Annotated in this window: 18 protein-coding genes and 1 pseudogene; all 19 read right to left on the reverse strand. The window is 40.7% G+C overall.

The window, feature by feature from the left end:
- Window positions 1-49: 49 nt before the first annotated feature.
- The 19 genes and pseudogenes from ACW0TQ_RS14845 to leuB all read right to left on the reverse strand — a co-directional run bounded on the left by ACW0TQ_RS14845 (window position 50) and on the right by leuB (window position 23,817).
- The gene (locus ACW0TQ_RS14845) at window positions 50-1,480 is read right to left on the reverse strand and encodes a PTS mannitol transporter subunit IIBC (RefSeq protein WP_256705016.1); all 1,431 of its coding nucleotides are present in this window, start codon (window positions 1,478-1,480) and stop codon (window positions 50-52) included.
- 280 nt (window positions 1,481-1,760) lie between these two features.
- Window positions 1,761-2,288 (reverse strand): chromate transporter, encoded by a 528-nt coding sequence (locus ACW0TQ_RS14850; protein ID WP_193065510.1) that lies wholly within the window; start codon window positions 2,286-2,288, stop codon window positions 1,761-1,763.
- Complete coding sequence (locus tag ACW0TQ_RS14855; protein ID WP_193065509.1) at window positions 2,285-2,848, reverse strand: chromate transporter; 564 nt, start codon at window positions 2,846-2,848, stop codon at window positions 2,285-2,287. The genes ACW0TQ_RS14850 and ACW0TQ_RS14855 overlap by 4 nt, the downstream gene beginning before the upstream one ends.
- A gap of 40 nt (window positions 2,849-2,888) precedes the next feature.
- The gene (locus ACW0TQ_RS14860) at window positions 2,889-4,499 is read right to left on the reverse strand and encodes a gamma-glutamyltransferase family protein (protein ID WP_425313005.1); all 1,611 of its coding nucleotides are present in this window, start codon (window positions 4,497-4,499) and stop codon (window positions 2,889-2,891) included.
- 210 nt (window positions 4,500-4,709) lie between these two features.
- On the reverse strand, window positions 4,710-5,195 hold the full coding sequence (locus tag ACW0TQ_RS14865; RefSeq protein ID WP_042530059.1) for a DUF751 domain-containing protein: 486 nt from the start codon (window positions 5,193-5,195) through the stop codon (window positions 4,710-4,712).
- Window positions 5,192-5,983 carry a DUF3100 domain-containing protein gene (locus ACW0TQ_RS14870; RefSeq protein WP_042530057.1) on the reverse strand — a complete coding sequence of 264 codons (792 nt, stop codon included), beginning with the start codon at window positions 5,981-5,983 and terminating at the stop codon, window positions 5,192-5,194. Before ACW0TQ_RS14870 ends, ACW0TQ_RS14865 begins: the two co-directional genes overlap by 4 nt.
- A 77-nt stretch (window positions 5,984-6,060) precedes the next feature.
- Complete coding sequence (locus tag ACW0TQ_RS14875; RefSeq protein ID WP_212928342.1) at window positions 6,061-7,329, reverse strand: M20/M25/M40 family metallo-hydrolase; 1,269 nt, start codon at window positions 7,327-7,329, stop codon at window positions 6,061-6,063.
- Between the two features lie 217 nt (window positions 7,330-7,546).
- Window positions 7,547-9,391 carry an asparagine synthase (glutamine-hydrolyzing) gene (gene asnB, locus ACW0TQ_RS14880; RefSeq protein WP_212928343.1) on the reverse strand — a complete coding sequence of 615 codons (1,845 nt, stop codon included), beginning with the start codon at window positions 9,389-9,391 and terminating at the stop codon, window positions 7,547-7,549.
- A gap of 186 nt (window positions 9,392-9,577) precedes the next feature.
- The gene (gene rpiA, locus ACW0TQ_RS14885; protein WP_042530051.1) at window positions 9,578-10,258 is read right to left on the reverse strand and encodes a ribose-5-phosphate isomerase RpiA; all 681 of its coding nucleotides are present in this window, start codon (window positions 10,256-10,258) and stop codon (window positions 9,578-9,580) included.
- 1,927 nt (window positions 10,259-12,185) lie between these two features.
- Window positions 12,186-12,533 (reverse strand): annotated as a pseudogene (tnpA, locus tag ACW0TQ_RS14890) (IS200/IS605 family transposase); the annotation flags it as partial.
- 245 nt (window positions 12,534-12,778) lie between these two features.
- Window positions 12,779-14,626, reverse strand: coding sequence for an oligopeptide ABC transporter substrate-binding protein (gene opp4A / locus ACW0TQ_RS14895; protein WP_042530047.1), 1,848 nt, complete (start codon window positions 14,624-14,626; stop codon window positions 12,779-12,781).
- A gap of 126 nt (window positions 14,627-14,752) precedes the next feature.
- A complete protein-coding gene (locus ACW0TQ_RS14900; RefSeq protein WP_042530044.1) occupies window positions 14,753-15,646 on the reverse strand; it encodes an ABC transporter permease in 894 nt (297 codons plus the stop codon).
- 30 nt (window positions 15,647-15,676) lie between these two features.
- The gene (gene opp4B, locus ACW0TQ_RS14905) at window positions 15,677-16,639 is read right to left on the reverse strand and encodes an oligopeptide ABC transporter permease (RefSeq protein ID WP_042530042.1); all 963 of its coding nucleotides are present in this window, start codon (window positions 16,637-16,639) and stop codon (window positions 15,677-15,679) included.
- A gap of 7 nt (window positions 16,640-16,646) precedes the next feature.
- Window positions 16,647-17,579 (reverse strand): ABC transporter ATP-binding protein, encoded by a 933-nt coding sequence (locus tag ACW0TQ_RS14910; RefSeq protein ID WP_193065373.1) that lies wholly within the window; start codon window positions 17,577-17,579, stop codon window positions 16,647-16,649.
- Window positions 17,566-18,573, reverse strand: coding sequence for an ABC transporter ATP-binding protein (locus ACW0TQ_RS14915; RefSeq protein WP_212928345.1), 1,008 nt, complete (start codon window positions 18,571-18,573; stop codon window positions 17,566-17,568). The genes ACW0TQ_RS14910 and ACW0TQ_RS14915 overlap by 14 nt, the downstream gene beginning before the upstream one ends.
- Window positions 18,574-19,564: 991 nt before the next feature.
- Window positions 19,565-20,581, reverse strand: a complete 1,017-nt coding sequence (gene ilvA, locus ACW0TQ_RS14920) for a threonine ammonia-lyase (protein ID WP_042530036.1) — start codon at window positions 20,579-20,581, stop codon at window positions 19,565-19,567.
- Between the two features lie 77 nt (window positions 20,582-20,658).
- A complete protein-coding gene (gene leuD, locus ACW0TQ_RS14925) occupies window positions 20,659-21,240 on the reverse strand; it encodes a 3-isopropylmalate dehydratase small subunit (RefSeq protein WP_212928346.1) in 582 nt (193 codons plus the stop codon).
- Between the two features lie 12 nt (window positions 21,241-21,252).
- The gene (gene leuC / locus ACW0TQ_RS14930) at window positions 21,253-22,659 is read right to left on the reverse strand and encodes a 3-isopropylmalate dehydratase large subunit (RefSeq protein WP_042530031.1); all 1,407 of its coding nucleotides are present in this window, start codon (window positions 22,657-22,659) and stop codon (window positions 21,253-21,255) included.
- Window positions 22,660-22,710: 51 nt separating this feature from the next.
- Window positions 22,711-23,817 carry a 3-isopropylmalate dehydrogenase gene (leuB, locus tag ACW0TQ_RS14935; protein ID WP_212928347.1) on the reverse strand — a complete coding sequence of 369 codons (1,107 nt, stop codon included), beginning with the start codon at window positions 23,815-23,817 and terminating at the stop codon, window positions 22,711-22,713.
- Window positions 23,818-24,179 lie beyond the last annotated feature (362 nt).

Raw genomic sequence — 24,179 nt, forward strand, 5'->3', positions numbered from 1 at the left:
TTCCCTTAATAGAGAAGGCTATTACTTTATTATAACTGCACAGAACACATCAATCCTTTAATCGTTCGACCAATTCATCGTAGCGCGGGCTGTTTAAGAAATTATCGACAGAAATATGCTCTGCATTCGGACGTTTTGCTTTCGCCCTGTCTGTCAGTGTTTTTTGCGTAATGATAATATCCGCATCATCCGGGATTTCATTTATTGCTTTATTGGTTACATCGATGGCAATATCGTTTTTCTTGAATTTATTCTTTAATAAGGAAGCTCCCATTGCACTGGAGCCCATTCCGGCATCACATGCAAAAATAATTTTATTCACTTCTGTTGGGTCCTTCACAGGTGTTTCGATATCCGCTTCTTCCTTTTCTCCTGTCAGAGAACTGCTGACACTGCTTTTCTTTCCTTTCATTGCTTCCATCTTTTCAGTAGAAGCGGTAAGATCCTCTTCCCCGCCTTTTGAAGTCTTCAGGATAAGGGAAGCAATACCAAAGGAAACGGCAGTTGCTATAATAACACTTAAAATAACTCCGACATAACTGTTAGCAGGTGTCATGAATATAACAGCGAAAATACTTCCTGGTGAGGCAGCAGCTCTCAACCCTGCATCAAATAATTGAAGTGTAAATATTCCTGACATACCACCAAAAATGGCTGCAATAATTAACGTAGGCTTCATTAAGATATAAGGGAAATAAATTTCATGAATACCACCTAAGAACTGAATAATTGCTGCCCCTGGCGCAGATGCTTTGGATACGCCTTTTCCAAAGAAAGCAAAAGCAAGTAATATTCCTAGACCAGGTCCAGGATTCGCTTCAAGAAGGAACAGAATAGATTTTCCTGTTTCTAATGACTGTTCTGATCCAAGCGGTGTCAGAATACCGTGGTTAATCGCGTTATTTAAAAATAGTGTCTTGGCAGGTTCGAGAATAATACTGGTTAACGGTAATAAACCCGCACTGACAATAGCTTCAACACCTCTTCCTAAAGCATTTGTTAAGCCAGAAACGATTGGTCCAATTCCAGCTACAGCAATCATCGCAAGGATAGCGGCTAAAATCCCAGATGAGAAATTATTATATAACATTTCAAAGCCCTGGCGAATTTTTGCCTGAAATAGATCATCCACTTTCTTCATCAGATAACCGGCTAACGGGCCCATTACCATCGCTCCAAGGAACATTGGCTGTTCTGCTCCGACAATAACCCCCATTGTCGCAATGGCACCTACAACTCCTCCACGGAAATCATAGACCATACGTCCGCCTGTGAAACCAATCAATAATGGCAATAAATATTTAATCATTGGATCAACTAAGCTAGCCATCGTTTCATTTGGAATCCAGCCATCCGGAATAAATAAAGCTGTAATTAACCCCCAAGCAATAAAAGCACCGATGTTCGGCATAATCATTCCACTGAGGTTACTTCCAAATTTTTGTACTTTTGCACGTAATCCACCGTTTTGTGTTGACATATTGTTAAACTCCTTTCCCTTTTGAATTCATTTCTTATCTTTATTTTATGCCGTGTCCTCTAGGGAAAACAACTTAATCAAAATGCAACTTTGTCACGTGTTTGTTGCCAAAACAATATTAGAGAATTGTCATGCTTGGATAGAAGAAGAGATGCGATATAGCGTTAAATGGGAAAAAAGAGACATCTGCCAGACAGGTAAAATATATCCTCTCTAACAAAATGTCTCTGGTAAGCCTCAACAAATTATCATGTTCTTCATTTTTTTTGACCAAGCAATTTCACAAGAAAAAGCCGCCATATAACATGGCTCCAGCAATAATAAATGCCGGATGCACCTGTTTTATTTCTATCAGATAAAAACTGATAACAACAATAATGGCTGTTTGCAGCAGTCCAATACTGATATATGCTTCTGTCCAGAAATTCCAGGCAATCACACCCAGCAGCACTGCAATAACTGGCTGGACAAATACCGTCAGCCGATGGACGCGTTCGGATTTTTTATATTTGAGTAAAATGCCGCCCAGTAAAATCATTAAAATCAACGAAGGGGCAACCGTGGCAAAGATTCCGACAATGGAGCCTGCCACACCGCCTAGTTCATAGCCGACGTATCCTGCCATTTTGGTGGCTATCGGTCCGGGCAGTGAATTGGCAAAGGCCAGCACCTCTCCAAATTCCTGCACAGACATCCACCCATAATTACGCACGACCTCATTTTCGACCAGGGTTATCGAAGCAGGACCGCCTCCATAGCCGATGATTCCCGGAATAAAGAAAGCAACAAAAATATCCCATAAAATCATGAGCGTTCACCTTCTTTCTCCTTCTTTTTCACCGGAAGAGCAAAAGCGATAATTAAGAGAAAGCCAATCACAATGCCCGGATGAATATGCAGGTAATTTAGCACTACAAATATCACCGCAATCATGATAATCGCACGTATCCAGCCGAGACCTTTTCCCGCTTTATGAAGGAACTGCCACGTCAGAACAGCCATCATCATCCCGACAACAGCTACCACCGCTGCAGTCATGCCCTTCACCCAATCAAATTCGCGGACCTCTGATAGCGTTCTTAATAAAATAATAACTAATAAAACCGTTGGAATCACAGAAGCAACCAACGCATTCAGCATACCAATCCAGCCGGAGACACGATAGCCGATATAGCCTGCCAGCTTGGTGGCTATCGGTCCAGGCAGGGTATTGCTGATGGATAACATATCAGTAAATTCGTCCTCATCCATCCATTTATACTTCTCGACAGCTTCCTTCCGCATAAGCGGGATCGAGGCCGGCCCGCCGCCAAAGCCCAGCATTCCTATCCGGAAGAAAGCGATAAAAATATCCCATTGCTTTTTCATGAATATAACAATCCTTCTTTATCTCATTTTCAAGCCTGTTCTACCATACAGCGATATGCCCGTCTGTTCTGGACTCGGTTCCTCCAGAGAGCACGCCGGTTTCCGGGTTGCGCCAGATGATTTGCCCGCGTCCGAAGCTGTTCGGCTCCAGCTGTATGTGTATATCATGTCCTTTTTGACGCAATTCTTGAGCAATCGTATACGGAAATCGATGCTCTACCTCTATCCTTTTCTCTTTCAACCATTGCCATCTCGGTGCATCCAAAGCAGCCTGCGGATGAAGTCCAAAATCAATCGTATTCATCACAACCTGAACATGTCCCTGCGGCTGCATAAACCCTCCCATCACGCCGAATGGGCCAATTGCTACATTGTTCTTTGTAATAAAACCGGGAATAATCGTATGATAGGTTCTTTTCCCGCCTGCCAGCACATTGACGTGCGTCTCATCCATAGAGAAATCCCATCCTCGATTTTGCATCGCAATCCCTGTTCCGGGAATCACTACTCCTGAACCAAAGCCCTTATAATTACTCTGGATAAAGGAAACCATATTCCCTTCTTCATCTGCTGTTGCTAAATAAACTGTTCCGCTGCCAGCAGGGTCTCCTGCATTAGGAAGAATCGCTTCCTCGCCAATCAATGCCCTTCTCGAAGCCGCATATTCCTCACTCAAGAGCTGCTTCGTTGTATAGCGCATTTGGATTTCCTCGGTAATATGCCGCTTCCCGTCTTCAAAAGCCAGCTTCATCGCTTCCATTTGCTTATGATATGTATCTACCGATTCCTTGGCTGTCATCGAATAGCCTTTTAAAATATTCAACGCTTTCAGCGCAATGATTCCCTGCCCGTTCGGAGGAATCTCCCAAACATCATACCCCCGGTAATTGACCTTTATCGGAGCTACCCATTCTGTTTCATGCTTTTCTAAATCCGTCTTTGTTAAAAAACCGCCGGCTTCCTCAGAGGCCCGGGCAATTTTGTCAGCCAGCTCTCCTTCATAAAAAGAAGCGGCATCCGTTTCTGCAATCGCTTCTAACGTCGCTGCATGATCAGCTGATTTCCAGATTTCCCCCACTTTAGGAGCTCTGCCGTCAGGTGCAAAGGTTTCAAACCAGGCAGCAAAATCATAGCCCTCTTCCTTTTGATACATTTGATAGGCTTTCTTCCAGAAGCGTGCTAATATTGGCGATACCGGAAAGCCTTCCCGGGCATATTCAATAGCCGGCTGCAGCGTTTCTTTTAAAGACAATTTGCCAAATCGTCTGGACAACTCTGCCCATGCTTTAGGTACACCAGGCACCGTTACAGGTATCCACCCGAATGGAGGAATCGTATCATATCCTTTTTCTTTGACTGCCTCTATGGAAATATGTTCAGGAGACCTTCCGCTGCCATTCAAACCATGCAGCTCTCCTTTTGTCCATACAAGGGCAAACGCATCTCCGCCAATTCCATTGGATGTCGGCTCTACCACTGTTAAACAGGCCGCTGTCGCAATCGCAGCATCAATGGCATTGCCGCCTTTTTTCAAAATTTCTAACCCCGCCTCCGCTGCCAAAGGCTGGCTCGTCGCAACCATCCCTTTTTTTGCGTATATGGATTCTCTTGCAATTGCATAAGGATTAAATTTTTGATGTATCTGCTCCATCTGCTCATCCTTTCAAGGACTATTTTGTTATCGTCTGACCGGCAAGAAAAACCGGATATCCCATCAAAAAAACACGGAATATGAAAGACTCTATCCCCTTTCTTTAAGTCTATCATACTTGTTCTGGAATCTGTAAGCGTTCTTGCTAATCTATCCATCTAAAAAAAGACTCTTCCTGCCATTCATAGGAAAAGTCTTTTCAAATCAAATTTAATTACCTGCGAAAAACAGTCCAAGCTGTGCTAATAAGGCACTGCACAGATACGTTCCTGCAAATACAAAGACAGCAACAATCGCAATTTTCCAGGAGGTTCTCCGCAAATCAACAAGCCGGTTGGCTACGGAAATACCGGCAACCGTCAAAATTGGTGTTGTAATCGCAAGAAAGTCTACAGACTGGATTGCTTCAACGAAAAAATCTGAAATCAGGCACATCGTTAAAGATGTAATTGATACCCAGCCTAAAATAGGAAAATCACGGATGACTTTGATTGGAACTAATTTCATAAGATCAGCAATAATCACACCCATAAATGAAAATAACCAAAGGATTCCTAACCCGACAAAGGTCATGGATGTAATTGGTGTCGAATCCGGGTTTTTAATCAGCTTGATTTCTTGTGCAAATAAAATCAATGCTACACTTAATAAAAGTACGAACGCATATCGGATATAACGGCGCATGGTCGGGTTCATTTTTTGTCACCTCTAACTAAGAACTTATATACAACCTGCTGTAACGGAGCGGCAAGGAATACCATCGTAAATGTACCGATAAAGCTGGTTAACAGCTGACTGGCGGAAGCATAGGCTAAAATGGTGTTTTCCATTTCAGGAACTCTTGCTACCAGCGTGGCAGATGCCGCACTCATCATGCTTCCTGAACCTACTCCAGAAGCCATCGCAAGTGCCTCAACACGAATACCGAAATCAAGCAAAATCGGTGCAAATATACTAAAGAACATCGTCCCGAATAACGTACCGATGACATAAAGCGAGATAACTCCCCGCCCTTCCGGAGATTCCAATGTATACTTTTCGGAAATATACGCAAGCTCTCCTTCCCTTCCTAATCCTAAGGTGGCTCCAATTGCTTCGCGGCGCAAGCCTATCAATATAGCAATTGGCAGTCCGAAAAGAACTGTTCCCAGATTACCAATCTCCTGAATAATAAACACCCAGCCGACCTGCAGAATCTCTCTGATCTGCGGAGCAACATCGGACCCGTACCGAGCCATTAATGGAAGCATAATAAAAATTAAATATTTGCTTGCAAAATCAACATTCTTCTTACTGTATATCTTTTTCAGAATACCTTTCCGCAAAAACGGCAGAGCAAGGATCATCGCAATGGCAATCGCAAAAACTAATGGAAGCATCGAAATGGTCATTGAACCGATTGTAAACGATTGAATACCAATCAGCTCAGCTGCCGCAATAACTGCCAGGACAAACAATACAAAATAAACAAAATTTTTCACCATATCTATTCCCCAATTCTTAAAGTACGTGTTTAAAAAGCCCCTTTTATTAGGCCTTTTGAACATCCTTTTAAACGCAACTAGTTGGAACCATCCACAATCTGATTAATCACCGAAAGATATTCCGAATAAGAACGTTTGTACAATTTTTCCTTGTCCACATTTTCATCTATATTTTCTAATACTTCCGCAACAAATTCCGGGAAAATGCTATAAATAAATTCCGGATCCACATCAATGAAATCATCACCATGAATCGTTCCTGTAAAGCCGCTGTAGCCGATTTGGATACATGGAATCATATACGATAAATCACCAATATCCCCAGCCGCACTAATAAAGCTCTCGTTATCGATTTCATCAATTTCCGAAAAATTATCAAAAACAGCTTGTACAAAGGTGGAAAGGTATCTGTTCTGAATAAACGGAAGGTACCCCATTTGTGTATGTGTTCCCACGTCCCCCTGCAGGGCAATCGCGCTTCCCTTAGCTGCATCATCCAGTTTGGCTGCCGCTTCTTTTAAATAATCCACGGTTTTTGTCCGGAGATCGGTGCCAACTGTGATTTCATTCGGAACCACATTGGTCGACATATCGGAGCCCATTACAATAGGATTAATACGAACATGCTCCTTCTCATCCAGCTGCTGTCTCATTAAACCGACTGCAGTATTGAAAACCGTGGACATGCTGTAGGCATTCTTGCTGGAAAACGGATCAAAACCGGCATGCGTTGCTTTTCCTTTAAAGGTATACTTTTTATAAAGAAAACCAGCTAAATCGCAATTCACATTCACTGTCCGGTTATCAAACTCGCCGCCAATGGCATGTACGCAAATAGCTAAATCGATATCATCAAAAACACCCAGCTTCATCAATTCCGGCTTGCCGCCATAATGCGTGATCGTTCCCTGTTCAATCAATGCATCACGATAAGCCAAATCTAAATACTCTTCTGCTGGGACAAAGATAAAACTTATTTTATTTTTCCAATTCTTGCTGGCATTCGTCTTCACGTAATAACGATAGATTGCCAGTGCGATGCCCACTTGCGTATAGTGTCCACAGTTATGAGCCGCTCCTGTCTCTTTATCAGCGTACATATGTGATGGTGCATACACTGCATCCAGCTCAGCAATAAACGCAATATGTGTATCCCCTTCTTCGGGCCCTAATGTCGTCTTGAATCCTGTCGTACTGAAATGCTCGATGTCCACATCTGGATCAACTTCCTTTAAAAAGCGGATGATATTCTCTTTTGTCCGCTGTTCTTTATAGCCTAATTCCGGGTGGTAATAAATATCCTCTGCCACGTCTTTTATCAGCTGATATTGCTCTTTAAAAAACATAATGGATTCTGAACGCTCCTTTTCAACATGTTAAAGTGTTAAAGCATGATAATATCTTATCATTCGACAAATTTCACGTCAATACAGCTTTTTCACACTTTTTTGATATTATTTTGAACATCATGGTACAGGCTTCCAAAAAAGAAGAAGCATAGGAAACAGAGGTATCATAAAAAATCTGCTTCCTACACTTTTTTTGCTATATCAACCGCATAGCCTATTCACTGACTTCAATATCATATTTCCGTAACCAATAATCAATCTGGCAGAGATGAGCAATTAACTGCGGCCCTCTCATCAGCTGACCATACCACGGATCCTTGAACTCTTTCCCCGTGCTTTCTACAATTTTCTCTACCTTATCCTTCTTCAAAAACTCAAAGATCCTTGCTTCGGAGTCGGTTAAAATCTTCCGCATCCACTGCGACACCTGCTCCGTATATTCCGGCTGAAATGTCCTTGGATAAGGGCTCTTCTTCCGGTAAAGCACCTCTTGCGGCAGAACGCCTTCCATCGCCTTTCGTAAGATCCCTTTCTCCCTGCCATTCGCCATTTTCATTTCCCAGGGAATATTCCAGACATATTCCACAAGATGATGATCTGCATATGGAACACGCACTTCCAGCCCTGCACCCATGCTCATTCGATCTTTTCTGTCCAGAAGCTGGGACATAAACCACTGCATATTTAAATAAAACAATTCCCTGCGCCTTGCATCTACCTTGCTTTCTCCATCGAGGCGAGGCGTTTCATCTATTGTCGTTTGATATCTGTCCTGCACATAATCTGCAATTTGTAATTTGCTCTGCCAATCATCATGCAATAATTCAACTCTTCCATCTAAAGACCGAATCCATGGAAAGCTGTCTCCCACGGCCGTCGGATCATGGAACCAAGGGTACCCGCCGAATATTTCATCTGCACACTCTCCAGACAAAGCCACGGTTGTATGCTTCTTCATTTGCTGGCAGCACCATAATAAGGAGGAATCAATATCTGCCTGCCCCGGCTGGTCTCTCACTTCGACCGCTTCTTTCAGCAGGGAAGCAAGCTCCATCCCTGTAATCACTTCTTCATGATGATCTGTTGAGAAAGCTTCCACCATTTTTTCAATCCATTGCTGATCACTGGAAGGCTGAAATTTACTCTCCTGAAAATGCTTTTTATTACCTTGGTAATCGAGGGAGAAGGTCGATAAAGCGCCCAGTCCTTTTTCTTTGTAGTGATTTGCCGCTATGGCTGTAATTGCACTGGAATCTAAACCGCCTGACAGGAAGGTAGCCACAGGTACATCTGCTACAAGCTGCCTTTGAACGGAATCGATAAACAGCGTCCGTACTTTTTCTGCTGTCTCTTCTAAGGAATCCTTATGCTCTTTACTTTCTAAATTCCAATAACGCCAGACCTTTATTCCTTCTCTCGAAACAGCCATCGCATGCCCGGCTCTTAATTCATTGACATCTTTAAACAACCCATGCCCCGGTGTTCTGGAAGGCCCCAAACCAAAGACCTCCGAGAGCCCGGTCCGATCAATTTTTGTTGTTACCTGCGGATGCGCAAGAAGCGCTTTTATTTCGGAACCGAACACAAACGTTTTTCCTTTTTCACTGTAAAAAAACGGCTTTACCCCTAAACGGTCACGTGCAATAAACAGCTTCTCCGCCGCATTATCCCAAATAGCAAACGCAAAAATACCGTTTAAGTGGTCCACACAGTCTTCCTTCCATTCCATATAACTTGTTAACAGGACCTCTGTATCCGAGGATGTCGTAAATGTATACCCCCGTTGCATCAGGCTTTTCCGTAATTCCTCTGTATTATAAAGCTCTCCGTTATAACAAATAACGTATTGCTTATGTTCCGCCTCTTTGGTCATTGGCTGTCTGCCGCCCTCTAAATCAATAACAGAAAGACGGGTATGGCCAAATCCTACGTGACCATCCAGCCAATAATCCGTTGCATCTGGACCGCGCAAAGACAATGTAGCTGCCATCTTTTCTAATGTGTCTCTCTCGTCCCTCGCACGTTTATCCCAGCTAATGAATCCGGTAATTCCACACAAATGGCCTCATCCTCTCTGGCAATGTCTCCAGTTCCACATTAGCCTATGCTATGCCGGCCAAGTTCGTGCATAACCAGAGGAATGTTTGGTTAGAAAAATGGATTGTTATGATGGTGTTCAAGTTTCATTTCATACTTTCCGCCAAAATAAAAAGACCATCTTCACGATGATCCTTCATTTGCAAATTTATTTATCTTTTATCGTTACACCCTCTGAGCTTCCGATGATGACAGTATCCGCCATATCAATGAACAGACCAGTTTCCACCACACCTGCAATCGCCTGTATTTTCCGGTCTAAGTCAGCTGGATCCTCTATCCTTTCAAACGGACAGTCTACAATATAATTTCCATTATCGGTGACAAGCGGCTCTCCATCCTTCAAACGAAGCACCGGCACACAGTCAAGCTTCTCTATTTCATGAGCTGTACGTTCCCAGGCAAACGGCAGGATTTCTACCGGCAAAGCATACGCTCCTAAATGGTCAACCATTTTTGACTCGTCCACGATAATAATTAACTTCTCGGCAGCCTGCGCAATGATTTTCTCTCTAAATAACGCTGCACCGCCGCCCTTGATTAATTGAAAATCCGGATCCACTTCATCTGAGCCGTCAATGGTTACATCCAATTCCTTTGTTTCCGCAAAATTAGTCAGAGGAACGCCGAATTCCTTTGCCCATGCACCGGTCTGAATAGAAGATGGAATTCCTTCTATTTGAATGCCTTCCTGCTCAATTCTTTCACCTAAAGCGCGAACAAGCCAATATACCGTGGAACCTGAACCTAAACCGACTTTCATTCCATCCTTCACGAAGGTCGCCGCTTTTTCGCCGACTGCTTTCTTTAATTGCTCCTGTGTATTCATCATATTTGCCTCCTGAATGAAGATTCTTAATATCCGAGATGATCTGACGCTTATAAATTACTCACTATGTATCCGTATCCATTATAGCGCAAATGAGAGTTTTTAGAAATAATCAAATATGTAATTTGAATGAATTTAATGGCAAACAAGTATGATGGTCCCCGCGTCAACCGTCAACTTACAAAGAAGCATTATTATGATATAATCCACCATATAGGGAACACTTATCGAGATGGGAGTGAACTGGCAATGAAACGAGTTTAGCAGAGATTTTTCGGAATGAAGGCAAAGCGGAAGACAGATCAGCTTTAGCTAACACAACCGTTGAACTAATTACAAAGTTTTCAACTCCAATTCCTGAAGACTGGAAGAATAAACTGCACCAACAAGAAATAAGCACATTGGGGTCACTTATCAAGCAAGTAGATGAATTTCAAACCACAGAGGAAATAAACCAATATTTAAAATAGATAAAACACGGGGATTTCCGTGTTTTTTTGTACCTGTAGAAATGTAAAGCTTCAGTACCTTTTTTGATGAAATTTTTAAGTACAAACAATATCAAACGTTAACTAACAAGAACGTTCCCAAGGACCAGCATGTAATATTGAAGCATACTCTTTAATGAATAAGCATAAATGGTTATTTTCCAGTAATACCCTTTATTAATCAATGCTCCTGCAACAGCTTCATCAATGGACTTTTTAAAATGCTCGTCTACATTTATATAATAGTTAGTTGGCGTTAGATACTGATTGTGTCTTTCGGGTTGTAATCCATAACAATGCCACTAATTGCATTTAAAACTGATTTGGAGGATTCTTTTCTGTCATCCTAATATACAACCTTGTTGCCAAGACCATTCACATATTCCCGATACTTACTTAGAGTGACAATATAAGAATCGTGTACAAATGGCTTAAAACGATTCAATGTATCTTCAACCATCAAGTTGTCACTAGATAAATTAATAAACTACTTCGATTTTTATTCAGTAGATTAAGGATATATTCTGTTTCCTGCTTCCCTAGCTAAAGCTAAACTGACAGTATTCATGTGGTCATCTCATTTATTTAATTTATATTAAGAAAAAGAGCCACCACCTGAAAAGTTGATAGCTCTTTGATAGGGTGGAAGGATTTATTGCAGTTTTATTTCATTTTTTCTTACTGGTTAGGGAGGTTAAAACATCTACATAGGTGTTAGCATTTAAATATAGGAGTGAACCTGAGTTTTGTGAACAGTGCAGATGCAGCAATAGGACCAGATAGGACAGAAAAAGAAGGTTTATCCACTTACTGATACTTTCCAAGATGCTGAAGCACAAGGTAAAGGAGTCAGAACACAATATGAATTTTGGAACGGGAATGCTTCTCCATCTTCCCATAAAATAAAAAATAAAAGTGTTACAATAGAGTAAGATAAGAATTGAAGGGAAGTGAGTAAGGTGGAATCAAAATTTAAATTTAAATTGAAACAAATACTAATACTTCTAGCTTTTGTTGCAGTGCTGATAATTCTTAATATCACGTTAGAATTTTCACCCTTAGCAAATATTCTGGTTATGGTTCCCTTTATTTTGCTAGGATGTTGGTTCACTTACCAAAATTATAAAAGAAGAGAGACGGAGATTAAACATTCCAATAAAAAGGATTACTCTTAGGGGAAATCAGGCAGTCGAAAAACCCTCGGCTGCCTATTTTCATGTTGAAAATGGCTCCAAATTGACCGTAATTATTTGGTATAATAGAAGTACCACACAAAGGCAGTGATGAGCTTGTTTCACACTAGAAAACACACGCAAAACGAAATCGATTTTGTTTAGAAGACTTAGTTCCCCAAGATCAATTACTACGAAAAATAGATAAATACATTGATTTCTCTTTTATTATTTAAAAAGTAAAACCTTATTATTGTGATGATAAGTTCCACCCGTGGCGCAAAAGTACCCTCTTGCCCACAAATGCTGTCCCCAATATCTTTTCTTTAGTTCTGGAAATTCGTCTTGTAATAACCTTGATGATCTTCCTTTCAGATATTACATGATTTTACTTGGGGCAACACTTGGTGTACAAGATAATAATAAATGGATATGATCTTTGCAAACACTATCTTGCAAGATGGTTATTCCTCTTGCTTCACAACCTTGCCTAATCAATTCTCTTGCTCTTACTACTATATGTCCTTGCAACACCTTATATCTATACTTCGTTACCCATATAACATGATACTTAATATCATATACTGCATGACCGCTTTTTCTATATCCGTCCATACCATCACCTCTTCTGTTAGTATGGACAAAAAAGATAAGGCTAAAAGCGGATACCGTCTAAAGACGGTGGAGTTAGTCCACGCATTTGGAAATTAAAACTTCAGCACTTCTTTTAATGAAACAAGCAGTCTCTGTCCGAGATTTTTGTGAAACAGGGCCAAAACTGTCATGGATAATTATTCTTGATTAAGAATACACCCTAAAAGAAAAGACCCGCAAGCTGCGAGTCTTTCCCAATCATTCTATTAAGGCAATACTGGTTCGTCCTGAGTCACACCAACTTCATAACGAAGTATTTCCTGTCCTTCTTGTCGAATATCCCAATTTACTACGCGTTCGTTAACCGGAGCTAATTCTGCACGGTAAACCGTTGGGAACACAGGCACTTGTTCTACCATATATTCTTGCCACTCACTATACACTTCTTGTCGATATTCTAGATCCATCGCTTCTGGAGAAACTCCTTCTTCTAGAAGACGTGTATTTTCTTCATCCTCCCAGCGAGTGAAATTATATATTACATTTGGTCCCCATAAGCCTGTCGGGTCAACATCCGTTCCTACTGACCAAGCAGCTGAATAAACATCAATGTCTGGATCATCATTACCCTGCTGTCCAATTCGATCATAGAAATCATTAAATTCTAATAAACGTCCATCAATTTTTTCGACTTTAATTCCAACTTGTTCCCATGATTGGATATAATAATTTGCTAAAGGTTCTGCGGTGTCTCCGCCTTCCATCGTTGCATAATTAAGCACTAGCTCTTCTCCGTCTGGATTTTCACGGATGCCATCTCCGTCTACGTCTTCATAGCCGGCTTCATCTAAAATTTGATTTGCCATATCCGGGTCATAAGTTGGCGTTTCAATAGAGTCATCATGATAAATTTCATAGAAAGACGGCATTAATGTGGTTGCATTCCAACGTAATCCATTATAAAAGCGTTCTCCTACAGCATCATTATCTACTGCATACCACATTGCCCGGCGCAATTCGACATCGCCGACTTTTGAATTTTCTAAATCCATATCTACTTTTCCATTCTCATCATCCCATGTTCCTAGTTTAAATCCGACATATGAATAAGATCTGTCGAGTCTTCCTAAGAAATCTACATTTGTTAAAGAATCTACTACATCTGGATATTGATCCGTAGGGAAAGAATCCACCATATCTACTTCTCCAGTTTCCAAGGCCTGTACGACAGTTTGAGGAGCAATTACTTTTAGTGTTACTTTATCTAAAGAAGGCTCGCCTCTCCAATAATCCTCATTCTTCGTATATGTTACAGACTCACCTGGAGTGATAGACTCCACTTTAAACGGGCCAATCCCAATCGGGTTTTCACGTACCGCATCAGAAGAAGACATATCTGCTACTGGAATATCTTCAAAGATATGTTTTGGCAACGCATAAGACCATATTCCGCCTGAAAGTAAGGAAGGTGTTGCTTGTTTAAAGGTCATTTTCAACGTTTTGTCGTCAATAATCTCTAATCCTTCTATACTATCCGCTTCCCCATCATGATATTCTTCTGCACCGACGAGGTTTACAACATCCCCATAACGCGGACCGTCATAATCCGGGTCAGCTATAACTTCAATGGCAAATGCCCAATCCTCTGCAGTTACTGGTTCGCCATCATGCCAATTAACTTCATCACGAATTGTAAAAGTAAATTCATTTCCTTCCTCATTGACCTCAAATTGAGCTGCACCCTCTTGAGTATAAGTGAACGTATCGTCAACTTCTAAAAGCGCCTCATCGAACCAATCAATTACTTCCGAATCATATACGTCTGAATAAAAATTAAAATTCAAGGTTCCAGCAAAAACGGTATCTGATACAAGTCCAAAATTCAACTCTCCGCCATCCATTGCTTCCCCTTCTTTACTAGGACTAAAATCAGCTATATCATATATCTCCCCATCAGCTTCTTCTGAATCATTATTTTCTTCTGAACCGCTATCTCCGCTGTCTCCGCCTCCGTCACCCTCAGCATCATCAGAACCGCCGCTGCAGGCTGCAAGTACAAGAAGTAGAACCAACATCATTGCAAATAAAAGCTTGCTAAATTTTGCTTTACTCATCCTTGTAAACCTCCCTTTTAATTATATTTCTTTTACGCCGGCAAGGACTACCGGCAATATATACTAAACATCAAGCTGCTGTAAGCAATTGATGTAAGTAATTGATGTAAGTAACAGAATAAATTTCTAACCTCTCCGTTGTCTTGCATCTGCCGCACGCCGCAATGCTTCTCCGACATTACGGACACTTAGCATTAATAATAGAATCAATACTGCAGCCGGCACCCATATCCACCAGCGAAATTCCAATGTTTGCGGATTTGTTGCATAAGCTAATAATGTTCCTAAACTCGGCGTGTCCTCAGGAAAACCAAATCCTAGAAAGGATAATCCAGACTCTATTCCAATATTTTGCGCTAAATTCAACGTCATCGTTACGATAATTAAGGATGTAATGTTGGGTAAAACCTGTTTAAAAATAATGCTAAAGTTAGAAGAGCCTAATGTTTTCGATGCTTGTGCATAATCAAGCTCTTTCTCCTGCAATGCTTTGGAGCGGATTAACCTTGCTATTCCCATCCAGTTAAAGGCTGCCATAATGACAGCGAAAGTGAAGATATCATAACTTGGTGTCATCGTTACAAAAACAATAATAATCATTAGAAATGGCAATACCATAAAGAAGTCGATAATACGCATCATGAAATTATCGATGTGCCCTCCAAAATAACCAGATACAACACCAAAAGCGATTCCGAATACCCCGCTTATAACTGTTACTAAAAACCCAATTGCTAAAGAATTACGTGTGCCAATAATTAATTGGCCAAATACATCACGTCCGCCATAATCTGTTCCTAATATAAATTGGTCAGAAGGCGGTTCATTAATAGCGAATAGATCCACCGTCACAATTTCAGCCTGATTTAGAAATAAAGAAATTCCAAATACGAAAGCGGTAATTAAAATTAAGAAAATCAATGAAACCAAAGCCAGTTTATCCCGAACCAACTCCCTTAATAAGATATTAAGGGAAGAAGGACTCTTTTGTTCAGCAATTTTAGCCGTATTAGCTTCCATATATTATTCACCTCAGTGTCTGTCAAAATTCTATTTAATACGGATCCTCGGATCTACCATACCTAAGATAATATCCGATAATAAAGCACCTAAGATGCTGGCAATACCGAATAATAAGGTAAGTGCTGTCACAACACTAAAATCACGCTGCCCGATTGATTCTAAGAATAAAAGCCCCATCCCTGGATAACCGAAAATCCTCTCGACAAACACAGTACCTGTAATTAAAGATGTGATTTCCCAGCCAAAGAAAGCTGCAATCGGCAGGACTGAGTTCCGGAAAATATGTCTGTTATAAACACGGTTTTCAGAAGCTCCCTTTGCTCTTGCTGTAATAATAAAATCCTTTTGCTTTGTATCAACAATTTCACTTCTTAAATATTGCACCGTGCCGACAACAGAAATCAATGCGATGGATATTCCTGGTAAAAGTGAATGATTTAATTTACTCAGGTAATATTCCATTGTCCCGGGTTGCATTCCAGGAGCCACACTGCCGCTTGTCGGAAACCATCCCAGCTGGTACCCAAAAATCCAAAGAATAACTAAAGCGAATATAAAAATAGGTGTAGCAAAACCAAGGTAGGTGTAGCCTGTAATTGCTGAGTCCAAAGGCGAATCATTATAACGCCCGCTGATAAGTCCAAGCGGGATGGCAATTAAATATGTAAATACAAGTGCAACAACAGATAACAGGACTGTATTATTTAATCGCTCAGAAATGACCGCTGTTACATCCGTTTTAAATCGATAGGACTGTCCTAAATCTCCCTGTACCAGGCCAGTAACCCAATCTGCATATTGGATATACCATGGATTATTAAGCCCTAACCGCTCACGCTGAATTTCCAAAGCTTCCTGTGTAATTGTCGGATCAATCAAACCGGTGAGTGCATCCCCAGGCATAAGCTGTGCCATAATAAATACAAGCACACTTAAAAATACAATTTGGGGAAATGTAATTAATAGCCTTCTAACAATAAATTTCCACATAGACGAATCAACCTTTCTCTGGCAAAGCAACTTTATGAGTGCTAGAAATAGACTGAAGACCGAAAGCCAGCCCGTTACCGTCAAAATACCTATCATAAGACTCACGATATTCTTTTGCTATTTCTTGCCGGAATTTAAATTGCCTCTCACGATTTTTAGGATCAATATCGGGAATAGCTGCAATTAACCGTTTTGTATAAATGTGCTGTGGGTTTTCAAAGATGTCTTTTGTGCTGCCCTGTTCCACATACCTTCCTTTATACATGATTGAGATATTGTCACACATATGCTTTACCACTCCCAAATCATGGCTGATAAAGAGATAGGTTAGATTCAATTCTTTCTGGATTTCCTGAAGAAAATTAAGCACCTGCGCCTGTACAGAAACATCCAAAGCAGACACAGGTTCATCTGCAATAATCAGTTTCGGTTTTAAAGCAATCGCTCTGGCAATTCCGATACGCTGTCTCTGCCCGCCAGAAAATTCATGCGGATATTTAAAAATACTGTCAGAACTCACATTAACGATATCTAAAAGCTCCTGTACACGTTTCCTCTCTTCTAATTTTGATAATTTTTCATAGTTCCGAAGGGGCTCTGCCACAATGTCCAATACCCTTTTTCTCGGATTTAACGAAGAATAAGGATCTTGAAAAATCATTTGGACATCTTTTCGGAAATCTTTGGTTTTTGCTTTTTTATCAGTAACGTCTTTTCCATTAAACAATACTTGTCCAGAGGTCACATCTTCCAAACCAATAATCGCACGCCCTGTGGTTGATTTTCCAGAACCAGATTCTCCTACCAATCCATATGTCTTCCCTTGCTCCAGTTCAAAAGACACCCCGTCAACCGCACGTATATGATCAACCGTTCGATTTAAAATTCCACCCTTAATCGGGAAGTATACTTGTAAATCTTTCACCTCAAGAAACGCCATTTTCCTGTTCCTCCTTATTATCCGGGAAGTAAAAATGCTTATAACAAGTACATCTGACAAAATGCCCAGGTTCCACTTCATGTAAGTCTGGGTTCTCCTCGTGATGAGATGCATCGACCCAAGGGATACGCTCTGCAAAACGACAGCCTGTTCTCGGCAGGTTTTTTAACGTCGGCACAACACCTTGAATCACATGAAGCCTGTCCTGTCCTTCTGTCGGCACCGAATTTAATAAGGATCTTGTATAAGGATGGAGCGGATTAGCAAACAACTTATCCACAGGTGCTATTTCTACAATTTGCCCAGCATACATAACCGCCACCCGGTCAGCCATTTCCGCAACAACGCCTAAATCATGAGTAATCAAAATAATCCCTGCATGTATTTTTTGTTTTAATTCTTGGATTAAATCAAGAATTTGCGCCTGAATCGTCACATCCAAAGCAGTAGTCGGCTCATCAGCAATCAACAGCTCTGGATCATTGGCAATTGCAATTGCTATAATGACACGCTGCCTCATCCCACCGGATAATTCATGTGGAAATTGCTCATAAACTCGCTCTGGTCTTGGAATGCCTACTAAATTAAGCAATTCAATCGTGCGTTTCTTTCTGCCCTGCTGCCCCAATTTTTTATTATGCAAAAATAAGTTCTCTTCAATTTGTCTGCTAATGGGCATCAATGGATTTAATGCAGTCAGCGGATCCTGGAAAATCATCGCCATCTCGTCTCCGCGTATTTTATTCAGCTTCGATTTTGGCATCTTAACAATATTTTGATTATTTAACGAAATTTCTCCCTCTATTTTCGCTCTCGTGTGTAAACGCATGATTGAAAATGCCAAAGCGCTTTTTCCTGAACCGGATTCTCCAACAATCCCCAATATTTCATTTTTATTCAACGTAAGCGTTACATCATCCACCGCTGCGTAATATTCATCGTCAATCCGAAAAGATGTTTTAAGGTTTTTTATTTTTAACAATTCATTACTCAAACCCGTGTCCCCCCTTACTCAAATTGTTTTCTCTACGCTGTATGAATCTCTCCCTAAAAATTTCAGCCCCCTCCTTTTCTATTTATTGAATACTCAGATGACAAAAATTTGAGTAATTTCTGAATAAAAAAATGCATGTACACTCATTCATTTTAATTAATTCCTAACTAAAAAGATTTGTACAAACATTCCTGGTCTAAGCTCTGCTCTTCTACTAAATCATATCTGTTTTATCACGGAGAACCGTCCGTTATCTCCCTGAATCACTCAACTTCCACTGGCTGAAGTTTCGTTTTATAATTGCTGCAGCAATCATCTATGATATAAATCTAGTGCACCGATTAAGCGACTGTTTTATCTCGTATAACATTATGTAGTATGATAAAAGTATAACTGTTGAAATTTTTCTGAAAATTGTCCGTAAATAAACGAGAATTTTATCGCTTTAATACAGTAAAATCTATTCTATTTTCTCTCATCTCTGGCTCTTATAAAATATTGCATTTTTATTTCAAAAAGTTAAAGTTCGAAAACTTATCGTAAACAAACCTTAATATACTTTGAAATTATAGTTTATAACCTCCCTAAAATCAATAGGTTTTGACAAAAAATAAAATTGGAAACGATATACATTTTTTTCTTTACGACATTAAAATCCTTTAAAACCAAGGGCTTATTCCAATAATTTACTACAAAAACCGGAATAATTTTTTTCATTCTTTCTCTTTTCTTTCGTGTCGTTTTATCAGTCAGAGTCATCTACATACCGTCATTTTTAACATATATTAACAATTTAATAAAGGTGGATATACCTTTAAAACAGGATTAAATTGGATATTTTAACGTTAAACATTTATCTATTATCTTGAAATGATTTTAGAAAATGCAACAAAATTTGATTTTATCTGCAGACCTTTTTGTTTCTATTCATTTTTCACAACACTAAAAAACTTCATTCCATAAGGTTTCCCTTACGGAATGAAGTTTCATTTTACAAAGCGACATATGATTTTACTTTTTTTGGCTTATACTTTTCGGATAACTCTTGAATTCGCTGCATGTTCCCGATATCGAGGTTCCCACCACTCACGATGACTCCGCAATGTCTAGAACGAAGCTGATGATGATGTGCGAATAGGGCTGCCAGAGCGGCTGCTCCAGCTCCTTCCATCAATGTTTTATTCCGTTCAAGCATATATATAATCGCTGCAGCAATTTGTTCATCAGTTACAGTGACAATATCATCGACATATTCCCGGATGATCGGTAAAGTATGCTTTCCGGGTTCCTTTACTGCAATACCTTCTGCAATGGTGTTCACCTGCGTCCATTTTTTCACCTGTTTAGTGCGATAGCTGTCATAAATAGCTGCAGCTCCTTCAGCCTGTACACCAATCACTTTGATATTTCGGTTGATATGCTTAGCAGCAACTGCAATTCCACTGATTAAACCGCCGCCGCCAATTGGTACTAAAATCGTATCGATACGGTCTTCCTGACGCAGCAGCTCCATAGCAATAGTACCTTGTCCAGCCATAATATCATGATCGTCGAAAGGATGAATATAGGTTGCGCCAGTTTTCAGCTGATGCTCCAGTGAGGCCTGATAAGCTTCTTGAAAGCTCTCTCCTGTCAGGATAACATCTGCACCATAATTTCTAGTTGCATTCACTTTCGCAAGCGGTGTGCCCTCTGACATAAATATTGTTGCCTTCACACCTAATTTGGATGCGGCATGTGCAACTCCCTGCGCATGATTTCCGGCAGATGCAGTAATAACACCATTCTCAAGCTCTTCATCTGTCATCTGCATCAGTTTGTAGCTTGCGCCCCGAAACTTAAATGCACCCGTTTTTTGCTGATTTTCCATCTTACAATAGACATGCTTCCCTACTAATTCATCTGTTGTATGTGATGTTAACAGCGGTGTTTGATGAACAATTGGCTTTAATTTCTTCCATGCTTGATATACTTTTTCACCAGTTAAGCGATCCCCAAGTGAATCCACACTCCTTCAGTCCTCTTATTCATTATAGTTTTCTATCTATCTCTCTATTTTCTCATAATTAAAGCTGCTTATCATCTCTAAGCACGTTTTTCTTCAAATGCCTTAATGGCATCTTCTTCTAAAAGCGTCAGTGCGATATCGTCCCAGCCGTTAAGAAGCTTTTCCTTATGGTAAGCTGGAATATCAAAGGAAACAACCGTGCCATCTGCATCTGTAATTTTCTGATTTTCTAGATCAACATCCAGGGTTAAACCATCTTCCGCTTTTTTCATCCATTGCTGCACCTGTTCTTCATTCATCTTTATTACTAATATGCCGTTTTTCAACGAATTATTATAAAAAATATCGGCAAAGTCCGGAGCAATAATTACTTTAAATCCGTAATCCTCCAATGCCCATGGTGCATGCTCACGGGAGGAGCCGCAGCCAAAATTATCGCCTGCTAAAAGCACTGTAGCATTTTCATATTTGGGCTGATTTAAAACAAAATCATCACGTAAGTTCCCGTCATCGTCAAAACGCCAATGGAAAAATAAAAATTTACCAAAGCCGGTGCGTTCAATTCGTTTTAAAAATTGCTTCGGTATAATCTGATCTGTATCTACGTTACTGCGATTTAACGGAGCAGCAATTCCTTTATGCTCTTTAAAAGCTTCCATCATCTACTCCTCCTAACTCGGTACTCCAACATATTTTCTCACGTCTACAAAATGTCCTTCAATGGCTGCTGCAGCCGCCATTTCTGGACTTACCAAGTGTGTGCGCGCTCCATTTCCTTGTCTTCCTTCAAAGTTCCGGTTTGACGTCGATGCACATCTGCCGCCAGCAGGGACAATATCATCATTCATTCCCAGACACATACTGCAGCCTGAATTTCTCCACTCAAATCCGGCATCTATAAAGATTTTATCAAGGCCGATTTCCTCCGCCTGCTGTTTTACCAAAAATGATCCAGGTACCACGATTGCTTTAATACCGTCTTTTACCTTCTTGCCTTCTACAATTTTCGAGGCTTTTTTCAGGTCACTCAATCGGGAATTCGTACAAGACCCAATAAAGACATGATCGACATGAATCGATGTGATCGGCTGATTTTCTTCTAAATCCATATAGGTCAGAGCACGTTCTACTTCGTCCGGATACTCCGAGTCGGCAATTGTCGGTGTAGAAGCATTGACTGGAACGCCCATTCCAGGGTTTGTTCCCCAAGTTACCTGTGGTTCAATTTCGTCTGCATAGATGGTAACGGTATGATCAAATTCTGCACCTTCATCTGTTGCCAGTGCTAACCATTCTTCTGCTAAAGCTTCAAAAGCTTCTCCTTCTGGAACCATTTCACGGCCGCGAAGGAATTCTACGGTTGTTTCATCCGGACTGATTAAACCGGCACGTGCGCCAGCTTCAATGGACATATTACAAACCGTCATTCTCTCTTCCATCGTTAATTTACGAATGGCGTCACCAGTGTATTCCATTACATATCCTGTTCCAAAACGAACGCCGAATTTTGCAATAATCGCCAGAATCAAATCTTTCGCTGTCACTCCAACACCTAAATCTCCAACGACTTGAACATTCAATGTTTTAGGTTTGTCTTGCCAGATTGTCTGTGTTGCCAAAACATGCTCTACTTCACTGGTTCCAATCCCAAATGCAAATGCTCCAAATGCTCCATGTGTGGATGTATGGCTATCCCCGCAAACAATGGTTTTTCCCGGTTGGGTTAAACCTAACTGCGGCCCAATGATATGGACAATCCCTTGATCCGGATGATACATATCCGCCAGCTTCACGCCAAAATCGGCACAATTCTTTTTTAGAGCTTCCATTTGTTTTTTGGAAATTTCGTCCTTCATGTTTTCTCTGTTAATAGTTGGAACGTTGTGATCCATTGTAGCAAAGGTTAAATCCGGACGCCTTACCTTTCGTCCATTCAGCCTTAAACCTTCAAACGCCTGCGGAGACGTTACCTCATGAACAAGATGCTGGTCGATATATAAAAGAGCCGGCTTTCCTTCCTCTTCTTTTACAACATGCTTATTCCAAATTTTTTCAAATGCTGTCAAAGCCTTTCCCAATTTCTACACCTCCGAAACGATACATATCGTCCTTAAAATAGTTCAACTTCCTTATACATAAGAGCTACAAATTGAATCAGAAATACACTTTGTCGTTAAATTTTCGATAATCGCTTCTGTTATTTCATCTGTACTCATTTGTTTGCCATCTTTAATTTTTAAATCTGCTGTATGATAGCCCTGCTCCAGGCAATCCATCACCGCGGATTCGATTGCTTTCGCTTCTTCCTGCATCCCCAGGGAGTATTCCAGCATTAATGCCGTGGATAAAATCATGCCGATTGGATTCGCAATCCCTTTTCCAGCGATATCAGGAGCTGAACCATGGACCGGCTCATACATTCCTAAACCGTCTGTGCGGACACTTGCTGATGGAAGCATGCCAAGCGATCCTGTCAGAACCGAAGCTTCATCGCTTAAAATGTCGCCAAATAAATTCTCTGTAACAACTACATCAAATCCGCTTGGATTGGTAATCAGCTTCATTGCAGCGGCATCTACCAGCAAATGCTCTACTTCTACATCTGGATAACCAGCTGCTTTTTCATTCACGATTTCTCTCCAAACCCGGCTGGATTCTAATACATTTGCTTTATCCACCGAAGTTAAATGCTTATTACGGATTTGTGCAGACTCAAAGCCCTTTTCTACGATTCTTTCAATCTCGTGTCTCGAATAAGCGAGTGTATCTACCACGTCTTCTCCATTGTTTCTGCGTTCACTAGGTTCGCCGAAATACAAACCGCCAGTCAATTCACGAACAATCATCATATCAGAATCTTTGACAATTTCTTCTTTTAAAGGAGAGGCATGTAACAGGGGCGGGAATGTCTTCACAGGGCGCAGATTTGCAAATAAGCCTAAGCCTTTGCGAATTCCCAGCAACCCTTTTTCCGGTCTGAATTCCGGCGGCTGATTATCCCATTTAGGACCTCCCACTGACCCGAGCAAGACAGCATCTGCTTCGTTACATGCATGAAGTGTATCATCTGGCAATGGCACACCATAACGGTCAAGAGCATCTCCGCCAATTGCACACTCCTGGAGAATAAACCGATGATGATATTCACTTTCAATCGCTGCGAGTACCTTTTTTGCTGACTCCATAATTTCTTTACCAATTCCATCTCCAGGTAACAGGACAATTTTCTTTTCCATTATTATTTCTCCTTCTTCTTACTCGTGAACGAGCTGTTTAATAGTAGTATTCTTTTGAACAAAGTAACATTTCACCGCTTAAACAAATGCATTTATGGAAGTTTGTCGAAACACGTCGCATCTCCTGCAAATCATTCGGCATCTCCAAACTCCCCTTTTACCTAAGAAAGCCTGTTTACACCTGTTTCGACAATTTCCTCAGGTGCCTGGTGCCTTCTTTTGATTGATACGGGCTATATACAAACAGGGCTGCAAGGAAGATCTGGATAGCTGGTTTCATACGTCCATTGAAGGAGGCTGGAAATCCAGCCTCCTTCCAATCCATCTTCTATTTTTTCAAGCTGCTTAGATTATTAGTTTAA

Source organism: Oceanobacillus sp. M60, from assembly GCF_053839645.1.